This is a genomic window from Paenibacillus sp. SAF-068, from assembly GCF_051967555.1.
Lineage (GTDB): Bacteria > Bacillota > Bacilli > Paenibacillales > Paenibacillaceae > Paenibacillus.
Genome location: NZ_JBQCJX010000001.1, coordinates 544947 through 559948, shown reverse-complemented (window position 1 = coordinate 559948; position 15002 = coordinate 544947). Strand labels below are relative to the sequence as shown.

Sequence of the window (15002 nt, the reverse complement as noted above, 5' to 3'; positions counted from 1 at the left end):
CACAAACCTTTCGCCATTGTGAACCAGTATTACGTTTTTCCAGAACTTTTATACAAAGGAATATATATGCCCCGAGTATATCAAGTATGCTGTACTCCATTATAAACATGGGGAACAATATTCGTACAGACCAAACATCTCAATTCAGGAATTAAATCCTTACTGTCATACAACATTCGAGATGCTCCGACAGTTTTCCTTCTGTTCTGAAAAAAAGTTTAATGGTAATGACGTCCAGTTTACCTCTCAGGATGTCAAAAGTGGATTGATTCTGGCGACTACTGCTGCCCCGCGGGTATATACCCGTGGAATGCGGTGCGCCATCATGCAGATCACTTCATAAGCAATCGTACCAAGCTGGGATGCCACCTCGTCTGCGGTTATTACGCCGCCAGACTGATGACCGATGAGGACAACCTCTTCGCCGACTTGAATTTCTTCCGCTTCTTCTGCGAAAGATTGTAACGACACCATACACTGATCCATACAGATTGTACCGACGACAGGAACGCGGCGGCCGCGTACAAGCACTTGTGCTTTACCTGTCAGCATTCTGGAGAATCCGTCTGCATAGCCAATCGGCAGGGTCGCTATTCGTTCATGCCCTTGCGTAAAATAACGGGTTCCGTAACTGATCCCCCAATGGGGTAGCAGTGTTTTGACCAGAACCGCTTTCGTCTTCAGCGTCAATACCGGGGACAGCTTCACCACCTGATGATTCACCTCAGCCGAAGGATACAGTCCGTACAGGCTTATTCCCACACGTACCATATCATAGGACAATTCCGGTGTATCAATGGCAGCGGCGCTGTTCGCCGTATGTATAATCGGGATGGAACATCCCTGATCCCTGAGCGCTTGAACCACGCCCTGGAACCGTCGATACTGCTCCAGTGTATAGGTTTTGTCTTCTTCATCCGCTCTGGCAAAATGGGTAAACATGCCTTCAAGCATCACCTGATTGAGCAAAGCGACTTCCTGAATGAAAGCCAATGCCTCATCGCCAGGCAACAGACCTAATCGGCCCATGCCGCTGTCGATTTTAATATGAACCTTCAATTGGTTAGCGAATGTGCTCGCATCCAGATGTCGAATGGCGTCAAGCACTTCCCTGCTGAACAACGTGACGGTCACATCATGTTTCCAAGCAACAGCAATCCCTTCAGGCGGGGTATAACCCAATACCAGAATAGGAATCGTAATTCCATGTTGTCGCAGTTCCAGCGCTTCGTCAAGAAAAGCAACACTTAAGTAATCCACACCCACTCGTTCCAGTTCTCTGGCCGTCTCCACCGCTCCATGTCCATAGGCATTGGCCTTCACACAAGCGAGGAATTTCATCCCCTGAGGCAATGCCTCGCGGAAAGCTTCTACGTTAGTACATAAATGATCCAAATTGATGTCCGCCTGGGTCGGCCGATATTGTCCTTGCACGTTAAGTCACCTTCTCTAGTCATCTTAATCCGGCTCACGTCAGACTCCATCGTAATGCTCCAGCATGTGACTGTCAAATGAACCGAAGTTCCGCATTCAAAAACAGATGTAAGGTGCGCCGTTTGAGGAACTAATGCGAACATAGAAGAAGACCAATAAGCGAGATGAGCAGGGCCATATGTTACTTTTCACCCCAGCAACGATCTGCTTATATCGATTATTTACCCGGTTCCTCCTGCATAGAAGCGCGTTTTGCATTATTGGGTGTATCGAGTAAGAAATCCATTCCATATGAACACATGTCTTTCAGCAAAACAAAGCACCGGAGAATGGGTCTCCGATGCTTCTTAGCATTCCTTATGTTTATGCGACTATTCGTTCATTGGTTCAAAAATCATTTACCTGACTCTTCCTGCATCGATGTTGCAATACGTACCATTTCGTTCTGAGGCAGGTCTGCACTGGTGATTCGATATTCGATCCCATCTGTCATCCATGTCAGAGTCTTCAATGCATCTCCGCTGATCATCCCCAGTGTGAATCCGAGATCCACTACACTGGATGGAGCCAGCGATACAGCTCGATCCTGCGGTCTGGCTTCGAAGATCGTGTAATTATAGGTTCCTTCATAACGAAGCATAACCGAGTAGTCTCCTGCCTCTTCCAGAATCTGATCATCCTTAAGCTGCACGCCTTCCGGCGCATAAGTCGGCTGAATTACGCCAAAGCTGTCTGGACCTTCCGGTTCTGCAATTGTTGGCTCTTCGCCTTCCTGACCTGTGGCAGCACCTTCTGCCCCTTGCTGCTCTGCGTCACTACCTACACCTGTCTGTCCATCAGTGACAGCTCCATCAGGTTCAGGCGCAGTCTGAGGATTGGCAGGTTCTTTACCGCCCTCATTGCCCGCTTGCTCCACAGGAGTCACACCAGAGTCCGTTCCTGTTTTGCCGCCTTCTTCTGAAGCTGCTGTCATGTTACGTTGCATGTCAAAGGCATCTTTCTCAAATTCAGTTCCGAATTTGAAGGAGTCAAATTTCACATCGACCACAACATTGGCATTGGAGTCGGATACCTCAACTTGTTTAGGTGCGTAATCCGATTTGTTCAGCCAGATCTTCTGTCTGACGAGTGCATGTGTATTATAATTGGCAGCTACATCAAATACATAGCTCTCCTTCTCATCCGCAAACTGACGGGTTGTATCTCCCGTAATGCTCCGAATCAAAGTTTCATAGAGATACACCTGACCTTGATTATCCGGCCAATTGCTCTGAAAACGGAAGCTTTTGTTCTGGCTCGGTGTCAAAACAAACACGCCTTCATCGTTACGCAGGACAATCTGTGTTACATCCTTTTTGGCATTCGTTAACGCAATACGATAATAGGAAGGCTTCTGATGCCATACCTCGACCTTGTACTGCTGCGGCGCATCTCCGGTATGCAGCGTCATCACGCCTGCCCCCTGGTAACTTTCCATCTCTCCTACGACTTCGTTCAGATCTTTGACCACAGCTGCCGCATCCTTCTTCCCGCAGGCGGCAAGTAAGGCCGATAAGACCAATACCATGGCAAGCATCCATGATATTCGGCGCATGACATCATCCCCTTTAGCACATGTTTTCACTTCAGGATTGTGCTTGCAGCAGAACCCCTACTTGATTAGTACATGTTATGAGGGACTTGTTCGATATATGCGGACTAGTTTGACAAGCAATCGGTGAAATCCGTTAATACGAGGCATTGAAACGCAAAATCAGTCTCGGGAAGGATGTTAACTTTATCCAGAAAAGGCATAGTGAATTGTAGGACATTATTCGGTTTATTGAATATGGGGAGGGAAAGGTATGACAACAACCAAGCTTCGTACATCACTGGAAGGACTGGATGAATTCATCACTGAGCAGCTTCAACTATGGAACGGTGTCGGCACAGCGGTCGCTGTGATTCATAAGGATGAAGTCATCTGGCAAAAAGGCTACGGTTATCGGGACCTCGAATCCAAACTTGAAGTTACCCCTAATACATTGTTTGCCATCGGTTCAAGCACCAAAGCCTTTACCGCTGCAACCGCTGCTCTGCTTGTTGATCAGGGAATACTGGACTGGGACAACCCTGTGAAGTCGTATATGAAAGACTTCAAGATGTTCGATCCGGTAGCAACAGATCGTCTAACTATTCGCGACATGCTGTGTCATCGTTCCGGTCTTCCAAGACATGAGTTGGTATGGTACAACTCCCCCCGAACAAGAGAAGAACTTGTTCGTACATTACAATATCTGGAGCCAAATCAAGATTTTCGTAACAAATGGCAGTATCAAAATCTGATGTACATGACCGCCGGTTACCTTGTTGGACAACTCAATAAAACTTCATGGGAGCAGATGGTTCAAAATTCCTTATTTAATCCACTGGGTATGAACTCAAGTCTGTTCTCTGTTGAAGAAATGCAACTTCAGGCTGACTATGCTTACCCTTATATGGAGAAGGATGGTCAGAATGCGAGAATACCTTTCCGAGATATTGATGCCGTAGGACCTGCTGGTTCCATCAACAGTAATCTGGTCGATATGATTGCCTGGCTTCAATTCCAGTTGCATCAAGGTCAATGGAAAGGAACATCGCTGATATCTAAGGAACAGATGAAAATTATGCACAGTCCCCAGATGCCCAGTGATTCCCCTTTCATAAGCCAAGAACTGCCTGTGAGTACATATGGTCTGGGTTGGATGATTGAGCCTTATCGTGGACATGCCATGATTCATCATGGCGGGGCTATCGACGGTTTTGCATCACAAGTTGCCTTTTTGCCAGAGGAGCAGATTGGAATCGTGGTTCTGAGCAATACCAACGGAAGTATGATTCCATATACGGTTGCTTTTCATATCATGGACCAAGTTCTTGGATTGGAGCCCGTCAATTGGAGTTCCAAATTGAGAAAATTAATGGGGAAAGAAACAGCAGAAACGGAGGCTAATTCGGAGAATTCTTTGGAAGAATCCATTCAACCAGACACTGCCGTTGAGGAAAAAATGGAGGAACCTCACATCATGCCTTGTGATCGTCCTTACACCGCTTATGCGGGTATTTACACGCATCCTGGTTATGGCGAGATGTCTATTCAGGAAACAGCGGACGGGTTGCGAGCAACATTTAACGCCATCGAAATGCCTATGGCATACACTGGAAATGATACGTTCTCTGTCGAATTAATTACATTTGGACTACAAATCACGTTTACATTCACCGTGGACCAAGAACATAACTCCCAATCCATATCCATTCCTCTTCTCCTTGAGCCGGGTACGAAGCCTATTGAATTCACCAGAATTTCGTAAATGAACCTGGTGAAGGTCTGATACCTTCCTGCTGTGGTAGCCGTCATTACCTACCACAGCGGAATATACACCGGATAACTTGCATCCTTGTTCTCGGCACCTGGCCTTTTCTTCACCCACAATCTTCGCAGATCAGGCAGACCATACCCCGCAACACGATAATCTCGCAATGAATCATGATGAGCATGTTCTTCCTTGAAGCTGTAGGTTGGCAGGAGCAACGCTTCCCGAATCAGTCGATTTTCCAGCTGAATCAATCTATCCATCCGCTCCGCAGGTTCCTGAATCATGACTACTCGTCCGCATTCCTGCTCCAGTTCATGTCTCCAGTAATCATTCATGGCGATAAGGAATAACGTGTTCTGGAAGGTATACATCGTCACGAGACTTAACATGACATGATCATTGAAGACCTCTCCTGTATAGATGAGATCACAATCCCCGAACCCGTCCTCTAATTCGTCTTGATAGACTGCATGGACCGGATCTCCTGGCATAATGTTGATATGCAGGCCAATCTGTCTACATCTCTCTGCAAACCAGACCATATCTGCCTCCATCCGCTCTCCTTCTTCCACCCACACACTCAAACTCTGCCCTTGGTATGAGCTACGACGTAATAATGCAGCGGCCTGCGCCAATGAGGTCTCCACGGAAAGTACAGGTACAGATACGCCAGAACCATCCGATTGTTCCGGATGTTGTTTCCATGGCTCGCCTTGATCCGGATCCTCCGGTTGTTGCCGCTCCTGTACTCGTCCTCGAATCAAACTATAGGCAGCCTGCGTATTCGTGCTCCCGAGCGCTTCCGAAAGCTCATGCGCATTCAAGAGCTGTTGAACAGCCCGGCGAAAATTCACATCATGCTGCGGCCCTTCCTTTTGCATATTAAACGTCATATACACACCGCCCTGCATCTCATGCTGTACAGCACGAGGTTGTGCATCCGGAAATAAATCATGCTTGATGATGGACTCCGCCTTTGCCGAGTGAGGGAGCTGCCACACTTCAACGCGATCCACGTAAGCCCGCCCTCTGAAATAGGCAACGAACACATCAAGCACAAGCAGCTTCGAATCATGTCGAGTCAATCGATAAGGTCCTGTTCCAATTGGATGCAGCGGGTTCATCTCCACATCTCTGGGCAGGATCGATGCACTCATACTACTCATTAGATCCGGGAACATGAAGTTTGGCTTATTCAACACAAAACGTACAGTCAACTGGTCGTACGCCTCTATGCTCTCAATCGAACCAAACAGCGGCCTGCACGGGTTACTCTTGTCAGAGATAATGCGATCGAAGGTGAACTTGACGTCCTCTGCATCCAGTGTCCTTCCATGATGAAAAGGTATGCCTTTGTGCAGATAAAAGGTCCATTCCCTTCCATCCGCATCACCCTCCCATGCCATAGCCAGACTCGGCTCGCAGATTTGGCGTTCAGCATTATAACGAACCAAACGATCGAAGACCTCTGCAATAATGAATACTTCTCCCCACATCCCAGTCTGCGTTGGGTCGAGAGTCTTAAAAGGCGTATTCTGCGGAATTCGCAAGGTATCCACTCGGCCTTTGTCCCCTTCTTTCGAACGCAGGCCGAATTGAGTCTGCATTCGCTGTATCAGAAGTTCACCCATTGGAATGGGCAAGGCGGCGGCCAGTTCATAGGCATCCTCCATCCTGTTGCCACTTAGTAAATAATCGAACCGCTCACCGGCCACTTTAAGCAACGGGATGTAAAATACCAGTATCGATTTTTTGCCTCTGCCACGCTGAGGATTCCAACCGACCCATCCATTCTCTTTGAATTTGTTCATTATGAGGTTCATGTTGCGCATGGTACAACATAAAAATTCGGCGAGTTCACCTACCGTTGTATGTACTTCTTGTTCATCATGCACATGTGGGAAGTTTAACCTCAGTTGTATGTAATGTTCTGATACATCCATATATGCCCTACCCTCTTCTGTTTCTGTTTCTGTTTCTGCTTCTGTTGATTTTGATTTCTATCTTTTAGGCGTCTTTCTCAAGATTGTTAAAATACGAAATCTATCGGGATGTTTCTACAGTTTTTCTTCAGGTTTTACTCCATTATACTCAGTAACATCAACATGACCAGTGGGAAGGAAGAAGAACGACTTATGAAATACGCTGATTTGCATCCTAACATCCGAATACGTATCATTACTGATTTTTTCACCGATCTGACCCAGAAATCCATCATTCCATTCATGGCGATCTATCTGAGTATTCAGATTGGCGCAGGCTTGGCAGGGGTATTACTGACGGTCAATCTTGTGGCTTCCATGATTGTGGGATTGTGGGCAGGATACTGGTCTGATCGAATTGGACGGAAGAAATTAATGGTGATTGCCCAAACACTACAGGTCGTGGCTCTACTTTGTTTGGCCATCGCCAACTCGCCGTGGATGGATTCGATTATTGTCACTTGTCTTATGTTTCTGCTCAGCAGTCTCAGTTCAGGGATCACAGTGCCAATTGCTAATGCCATGATTGTCGATGTAAGCAGCGAACATGAACGTCATTATGTATATGGGTTGCAATATTGGACAACAAACGTTGCTGTAACCTTCGGCGCACTGATGGGCGGGTTATTTTTCGACTCATTTCGTTTTCTATTGTTCAGTCTGGTCTGCTTGGAAAGTATAGCTACCCTGTTTATTTTAATCTTTATGATTCGTGAAACAATGGATAAACGTGCACTAATTCACGCCAAATCATCCGATGATCCGGGTAGATCCACCAGACCAATGGAGGCCCTTGCTCCCATCCATAGGAACATACTGAAAACGTATTGGTCGGTCTTTCAAGACAAACGTTTTATGGTATTTTTCACGGCTACTGTTCTTGCTGTCTCCCTGGAATTTCAGTTGGATAAATATATTGCGGTTCGTCTAAAAAGTGAATTCTCCGCCCAATTGTTCGGCTCAGACATCTCAGGACTGCATATGTTCAGCCTCATCATGATCATCAACACCGTAATGGTTGCCCTGGTTGCCATTCCATTCTCCCGATGGATAGGTCGCTTTTCCTCCCGATCTATCATGACTGTCGGTATGCTCCTCTATACCGCAGGTTTCACCGTAATCGCTTTTAGCAACTGGGCCTGGTTACTCATCTCTTCCGCCGTACTACTGACCATTGGAGAATTGATGTATGCTCCTGTTCGTCAGGTCATGCTCGCGGGTATGATTCCCGATTCGGACCGTGCTGCCTACATGGCTGCTGACGGGTTGAGTTATAACGCGGCTGCACTCCTCGGCAGTCTCGGGTTAATCCTGGGAGCCTTTCTGCCGTCATATGCAATGGCTGGTCTGTATGTACTCATGGGGGTTGGAGCGCTCATATTTTTCCGAATGGTACTTCGGAAGACAGAGGAACAGCATCAACATCTGACGTGTGCAGAGGCATCTTGATATTATTTTTCCGCAACAAATCAATCATTCAAGGGAGCCTGGGCAGGCTCTCTTTTTATGTCCAACCTCATCGCATACAAGTAAATTATCATTAACATTTTGTATATTATAGTTTACATTAAGTAAGATATCATGTACATTAGATTCATGGAGGTGAGCAAGTGGAAGAATTGCACAATCACGTTCGGGAGTTACGAGCCAGAGACCGACTGTCTCAAGCGGAACTAGCCAAACTCATCGGCGCATCCCGCCAAACCATTGCCCTGATTGAACGGGGAGATTATTCTCCATCGGTCGTCCTGGCATTAAAAATAGCCCATGTCTTTCGTGAACCCGTCGAAAAAATCTTTGAATTGAAAGGTGGAGATTAGATTGAAACATTCATCATCCTCATCCATTAAGAAGCGATTGCGTCTTCCTCTGTATGCCGCAGGTGGCGCAGCAGTCGGTTTTATCGGAGCCAGTGGGATCTCAAAAGTCCCCTCTGACCTAAACTGGACGCTATCCGTGTATTATGACTATGATCTTTTATTTGGTGTGCTGGCTGCTTCGTTGGTGGTTATGGTGTTGTGGAACATATTCAGCCTCTCACGTACACCATCTTTTCCTCCGATGGAAGAAGATACGTATGGAGAATCTGATTCACTCATTTCACCCGCGGAGCGTTCTCTCGGAAAAGCGATGATACTCAGCGGCTTCAGTGTTATTGTTGCATTTACCTGGGCAGCACTGGCCTTGTCCTTGTACGCTTCCCATAGCGATATGACCAATTTTCCAGAACTGTTTAACCTCGTGAATCTCATTGCTGCATGTATCTCAATTATCATTGTCGTTGTGCTGCAAACGCTGACCGTCAAGCGGTACAACCGCTATTTCCCGGATCGTGCACTGGATCTGAACTCACGCAACATGAAGAAGGATCACTTCGAGAAACTGGATGAAGGTGAGAAATGGGTCGTGTATCGCGCAGCCTACCGTTCTTTTCAGATGATGAATGTACTTCTTGGTGTTGGAATGGTCTCCATGATGCTGTATTCGGTTCTATTCACCTTCGCTCCATTTCCAATCGTGTTGCTCGCTGTGATCTGGATTGCCAATATCGGAATCTATTATCGTGAAACCTATCGTGTGAGTAACCAGTAATACATGGGTAAATGAATCAATTTCATAATACCTTTAGCTGCTTGTGCAAAAAATCCACTTTTAGCGAGTTATGAAATTGATTCAGGCAACTATTGTGTACATATTTTCATAAAAAGGAGTGTTTGCATGCATTTATCCAAACGAAAGACCCGCTTCAGGTTCATCTCCCTAACAGGAGCTTTCATGGCTGTAGTTCTGTCTCTCAGTCTGTGGGTACCCGCAGTTCAGGCGGAGACTGCGACTCCAGTAGCTGCCGAACAAGGAAAGACGAAAGCGCTGACAACCGAAACGGCTACGACATTTCTCGATTCATTCTTCGATTCCGCTGAGGCAAAAGCTCATTATGTTGGAGCCTCCGTTGTTGTGGTGAAGGATGGTAAAGTTCTGGCGGAAAAAGGATACGGCTATGCTGATCAGGAGAACAAAACGCCTATCGATCCGAAAAATACGGCCTTCCGTGTAGCCTCTGTCTCCAAAACGTTCACGTCAGCAGCTGTAATGCAGCTGGTCGAACAAGGCAAGGTTGATCTGCAAGCTGATTTTCAGACCTATGTGAAAGGGCTCGAATTCGATAATCCCTTTAACAAACCCGTAACTGTAGAGAACCTGCTCACACACACGACCGGATTTGAGATCCGTGATCCCCAGCAGGAAGATATTCATACTGATTTTGATAAGTACATAGCGATGGAAGATTACGCACAGCAACATATGCCTCCAGTCGTTCGAGAGCCTGGTAGCGCCTATATGTACGATAACTTCTCGTTTTTGCTTCTTGGCATGATTGTCGAGAATGTAAGCGGCGAGCCCTTTGAATCCTATATGCAACAACATATCTTCAAACCGCTTGGCATGGACAACAGCAGCTTCATGCTGGACGAAAAGTTCCAACAGCAGCTCGCTATAGGCTATGATGCGGCACACAAACCGCTTGATCTGTACACCCTCTCTCCAACACCAATGCCTCAAGGTGGCATGTTGTCTACCGCAGAGGACATCGGCAAGTTCATGATTGCCTTCCTGAATGACGGTGTGAAGGACAACGAGCGGGTTCTCAAGGAATCCACGGTGAAAAGCATGGAACAATACCGTTCTTCCATTCATCCATTGTTGCCGGACACCACCTATGGATTCGAAGCAGCCTTTCAGCTTCCCGGTGCAGGAAGTAGTTCCAAAATCATTACGAAAGCAGGCGACCTGACTGGATTCAGCTCTTATCTCTTCCTTATTCCCGAGCAAAATACAGGCGTCTTCCTGACGTATAATCAAAATGGAGCACTTCGTAATCTGTTCTACCCGGCATTCATTCAAAATTTCTTCCCGCAATATGCAGAGCCAGTGCAGTTCAAGGAATACACGCCGCAATCCGCAGCTGAGCTGCAACGCTTTACCGGATTGTACGCAGACCTTCGACTTAGCACGATTGTAAGTTCCCTGAAAGGTGGCGGCGATAAGCCAGGTCAACTGAGCATTAACGATGTGTTCCTGGGCCAACGCAATCTGATTCAAGTGCAAGATAATCTCTTCAAAGATGAATTGACCGGTCAATTCACAGCATTCAAAGAATATGCAGATGGCACCACATATTTGAAAGAACCTTACCTCAACCCGATGGGTTATGAGAAAAAAGGGCAAAAGCCTATGGGCTTCCGGGATGTTCGTGAGAACAGTCCTTATGCTGAAGCCATCTACGCAATACAATCTCTTGGATATTATGAGAATGATGCCAGCACGTCTTTCCAACCGAAAACGGCGGTGACACGAGCTGAATTTATTGAGAACAGCCTTAAGCTGAGTGGTTTAAAGCCTAGCAAAACAACACCTCCTGCAGGCACCGACTGGGCAGACCATGCGTCAGCGGGATATATTCAACTTGGATATGAATTGGGTATGATTACGGGCACGGACGAACAGCAGTTTAAGCCGGATCAAGTCATTATCCGACAGGAAGCCATGGTCATGATGTGGAGAATTCTGCAATTGCAATATCCCAATGAGCTGTTCGCCGATGTGAAACTTGCGGGACATACAGATGAATGGGCTGTGCCAGCCATTCAGATGATGTATACGCTGGGTATTCATGGACCTGAGGTGAAGGTATTGGAAGATGGATCCGTTGATTTCCTTTCCCGCAAACCTCTAATTCGTCAGGAAGAGGCGGCGATCATGTATGCGCTGCTTACACAGCCGACAGATCAAATTGCCGCTGAATTGATGGCGGCTCAGCAGCAGCAAGCCGAACCTGCTAAAGGAGCCGAGCCTGCAGAAGAGCCATCAGAAACTGCACCTGTTCCATCACCAGCGATGGTCCCTTCTGCAGCATCAGCACAATAAAAAACTCTTATACCGATTAGACATATCATGCATATTGCAAGAAAAACAGGCTTGTTCGGAAGGGTACGCTCTCCTTCTCGAACAAGCCTTTTTCTTTATTTTGATCAAGTTATTATAGCTATCTGTTACATGTTACGGGATTATAGCCGTCTCTATCCGATCAACGAGGATACATGTGTGTTTCCGTTACGCTGATCAAACTTCGCCGCGGTAGTCTGAGCATATTCCTCAAAGTAATCTGCGAGCTTGAGCAAATCGCCCGGCTCTCCCTCATACGGGAAGGAAGCTGGCAGACGCAAGCGATACCCTTCCGACTCTTTCTCTTCCGCCCAGCGCCGCAATAACGGGGCTGCCTTTGCATAATACAACATTTTGGCATATGCATCTTCATGATCGGCTGCGAGCACCAGTGTTTCTTCGAGGACATCAATGCCTTTGGCCGGATTCGTAAGCGTGAGATACTCCATCTGCTCTGAAAAACTCTGCACAAAATCGTTCTCACCCTTGATCAAGCGGTATCCCTTGACCTGATATTTATCGGCTTCCTCCGTCCGCCCCAGACGATATAGCGGCATCAGAATTTCCGACAATGTTAGATGCGGAATCTCAGCACAGCTCATGCGTCCTTTGAGAATAGGCTTGGCAGCTTCCAGTACCTTCTCATCGTCTCCTTTTAACATAAAATAACGCATAATCTCATCCTGCTCACACGCCTCGCAGTCACTCATGAAGTCGCGGTCTAATGTTCTGAACTTGTCATAGCTGCGTCCTGATTCCTCCAGCTCTCCGAAATCCATAAAGATACGGAAACGATAGTACCAGTAAGAGCGCTCACTGTAACCATAAGACTTGAACCGTGCTCCGAAGTCCTCCAACAGCTCCATAATCTTCTCGCGTGAGATTTCAGGGAAATCGGGCATTTTGCCAAGAATCCATTTATAAGACCACAATAACGTTTCTTCATCATACAGCTCTGGCTGCTGATCGAACTTGCCAAGTTGCCAGGAAAAAGCGATCAAAGCTTTCATCGGATATCCACAGAAGGTGGCTACATCCACAATCTCTGAGCGTGCTTCGTATGCCTCCTCAACCATACCATTAACATCAGCTACCCGTGCTGCTTCCTCCAAAAAACCTAGCTTTGCAGGACCATTAGGCAGTTGATAGGCCTCTTCCATCAAATCTTCAAAACCCATCTCTGTCTTCATCAGGCATCTCCCTCATGATTCATATTTGCGCGTAAACCCCAATCAATAAACCGTACAATTCCCTGGTTCAACACTTCAAGTTCCTGTTTATTCATCGCGTAATGCCCCATCATCAGTGCGTTAACATACAGCATTTCAATAGCAATTGGTGTCATCTGATTATCTGGCGAAGTCAACACCCGTTTAATGATGGGATTGTTCACATTCAGATACAACGTCGAGTACCCTGCCGAATTAATGCCTGCCGACAATGAACCGAGGACAGAGGAGAATAAGTCTGTACTTTCTTCGCTGGCTTTTTCCAATGCACGCAGCGTGGATGACTCCTGCGAAAGGGTAAACAACACCGGCAGATCCGATGGCTTGAATCCTTTGACCTCTGCCCGGCAACGGAAACGTTGTAATGCCGAATCTGCCAAACGCAGCGCATCATAGTACTGGTTACGTTCAGCCGGTGCAACATCCGTGAATGTCATGGATACTTCATCTGGCTCAATTCGCTCGGTCTGTACATTGTTCAATATGACAGGCAGCATCGCCATCAGTTCTTTATCGTAGATATAACCTGCGTTTACGACCAGCATGGACTGTGCTGAAGCCACATGGTGAATCTGGCGGTATTCATCAATGGAGCCGGTGTAATACAGCGTATCCCCTTCATCAATCAGTTCACCCAGTTCCCGGTGTCCTCTCGTCGTCTCAAAAGGCAGCCAGCGGTGAATCATCGCGTAGAACGCCTGATCCTGAACGGCAAGCGCCTTCATCGAAAGGGCATGCAGGCGAATCAGCTTCTGCAGACGTTCGATCTGATTCTCAGCCATGTCAGCCAGCCCCATACGCAGAGCGTCTCCGAGCTCGGAGCGTACCTCTTCCAGCTTTTCATTTTCATAGAAATGTTCTCTTGACGCCGTCGGTTGAAGCTCATCGGTCCAGATCAGGCACTTCACGAAGAAAGCCCACTCCGGCAAAATGTTCTCGGCTTTCTCCGAGATCAGCATTCGCTTCAGGTACACCCGGTGAGAACGCTTGGCATTCAGGTTCACCGCATGTGGCAGCACATAAGCAATGCCTCCCGTACGACCGGAGGCCGTTGTCAGCGTGATGAAATCCTGGAACTTCTCCCCAAGCAGACGTTCACCAAAAGCAAGCACTTCCGCTCGGCAAGAACGGGCAAGCTCCGGGCGTGTAAGCCAGATCGGAGAATCCTGATTGACAACAGACTGCATCCCATCATGTATCAACGTGACCGGATAAGGAAGCAAAGCGCCGTAGTAAAATAAAGCTTCTTTTACATACTCCGCTTCAAAATAATGTGCTGCATCCGGCGTACAACGCAGATATACTTTCGTTCCGGGAGACAACTGTGTGTCCAACTGTCTAATCGTATATGTACCATCCGGCTTACCTCTCCACTCCATCGAGGGACCACCCTTAATCGATTGAGTCAGCATAACGATCTCATGACTTACCATGAAACAGCTGAGCAGACCAATACCGAAACGCCCAATAAACGATGTCTCGCCATCCAGCAGTGCCTGTTGTCCCCGTTTCGAGGATTGTCCAATCATCGCCAGAAACTCATGGATGTCCGCTTCGGTCAAACCAACTCCGTTGTCCTCCACCATCATCGTCAATTGATCACCGGTTCCTGTCAGCTCGATTCGTGCTTCTCCCTGATATCCCGGATCCACTTCCTTGCGTGCCGTGATCGCATCTGTTGCATTTTGCATGAGTTCACGCAAGAACACCTTAGGACTACTATATAGATGGTTGGATAAAATCTGGATCATCCCGCTCAGGTTCACTTGAAAACGATATTCATTGGATGCAGTCATGACTTCTCACTCACCTTCCTCTATGCCCAAACACAATATGTCCCCATACAATGTATTCGTATGGATGTGTTAGACGAATTCATTATGTAATCAATAAAAAACAGACGTTTCCTCTGCAGGTACGCCAAAACATCACGTCAAACCGGCCCTGTATTACCAAGACCGGCGTTAGATGAATATTTCAGGCATTCATGAGACGTATGGCCTTATCTTTCATTACCACATTATGAATAGCAATGAAACGGATGTTCTACCCTAAAATAAGGATACATGTTA

Annotated in this window: 10 protein-coding genes; 5 read left to right on the top strand and 5 right to left on the bottom strand. The window is 47.0% G+C overall.

What is annotated here, in order from left to right:
* Positions 1 to 246: 246 nt before the first annotated feature.
* Both alr and ACTHPG_RS02260 read right to left on the bottom strand, forming a co-directional pair.
* Positions 247 to 1434 carry an alanine racemase gene (gene alr / locus ACTHPG_RS02265; RefSeq protein WP_440387464.1) on the bottom strand — a complete coding sequence of 396 codons (1188 nt, stop codon included), beginning with the start codon at positions 1432 to 1434 and terminating at the stop codon, positions 247 to 249.
* 394 nt (positions 1435 to 1828) lie between these two features.
* Positions 1829 to 3028, bottom strand: a complete 1200-nt coding sequence (locus ACTHPG_RS02260; protein WP_440387463.1) for a DUF4367 domain-containing protein — start codon at positions 3026 to 3028, stop codon at positions 1829 to 1831.
* A 250-nt stretch (positions 3029 to 3278) separates the two neighbouring features.
* Between ACTHPG_RS02260 and ACTHPG_RS02255 the strand changes: the two genes are divergently transcribed.
* A complete protein-coding gene (locus tag ACTHPG_RS02255) occupies positions 3279 to 4769 on the top strand; it encodes a serine hydrolase (RefSeq protein WP_440387462.1) in 1491 nt (496 codons plus the stop codon).
* Between the two features lie 50 nt (positions 4770 to 4819).
* Here ACTHPG_RS02255 and ACTHPG_RS02250 read toward each other — a convergent pair whose 3' ends face one another.
* The gene (locus ACTHPG_RS02250) at positions 4820 to 6718 is read right to left on the bottom strand and encodes an ABC transporter substrate-binding protein (RefSeq protein WP_440387460.1); all 1899 of its coding nucleotides are present in this window, start codon (positions 6716 to 6718) and stop codon (positions 4820 to 4822) included.
* A gap of 192 nt (positions 6719 to 6910) precedes the next feature.
* Between ACTHPG_RS02250 and ACTHPG_RS02245 the strand changes: the two genes are divergently transcribed.
* The 4 genes from ACTHPG_RS02245 to ACTHPG_RS02230 all read left to right on the top strand — a co-directional run bounded on the left by ACTHPG_RS02245 (position 6911) and on the right by ACTHPG_RS02230 (position 11683).
* Positions 6911 to 8206 (top strand): MFS transporter, encoded by a 1296-nt coding sequence (locus tag ACTHPG_RS02245; protein WP_440387459.1) that lies wholly within the window; start codon positions 6911 to 6913, stop codon positions 8204 to 8206.
* Positions 8207 to 8367: 161 nt separating this feature from the next.
* Positions 8368 to 8577, top strand: coding sequence for a helix-turn-helix transcriptional regulator (locus tag ACTHPG_RS02240; protein WP_017690042.1), 210 nt, complete (start codon positions 8368 to 8370; stop codon positions 8575 to 8577).
* Between the two features lies 1 nt (position 8578).
* Positions 8579 to 9349, top strand: a complete 771-nt coding sequence (locus ACTHPG_RS02235) for a DUF3169 family protein (protein ID WP_440387457.1) — start codon at positions 8579 to 8581, stop codon at positions 9347 to 9349.
* 126 nt (positions 9350 to 9475) lie between these two features.
* The gene (locus ACTHPG_RS02230) at positions 9476 to 11683 is read left to right on the top strand and encodes a serine hydrolase (RefSeq protein ID WP_440387456.1); all 2208 of its coding nucleotides are present in this window, start codon (positions 9476 to 9478) and stop codon (positions 11681 to 11683) included.
* A gap of 152 nt (positions 11684 to 11835) precedes the next feature.
* Here the strand turns inward: ACTHPG_RS02230 and ACTHPG_RS02225 are convergent, their stop codons facing one another.
* Together ACTHPG_RS02225 and ACTHPG_RS02220 are read right to left on the bottom strand one after the other, a co-directional pair.
* On the bottom strand, positions 11836 to 12891 hold the full coding sequence (locus tag ACTHPG_RS02225) for a hypothetical protein (protein WP_440387455.1): 1056 nt from the start codon (positions 12889 to 12891) through the stop codon (positions 11836 to 11838).
* Positions 12891 to 14726: an HSP90 family protein gene (locus ACTHPG_RS02220; RefSeq protein ID WP_440387454.1), complete on the bottom strand. Its 1836-nt coding sequence runs from the start codon at positions 14724 to 14726 to the stop codon at positions 12891 to 12893. Before ACTHPG_RS02220 ends, ACTHPG_RS02225 begins: the two co-directional genes overlap by 1 nt.
* Positions 14727 to 15002 lie beyond the last annotated feature (276 nt).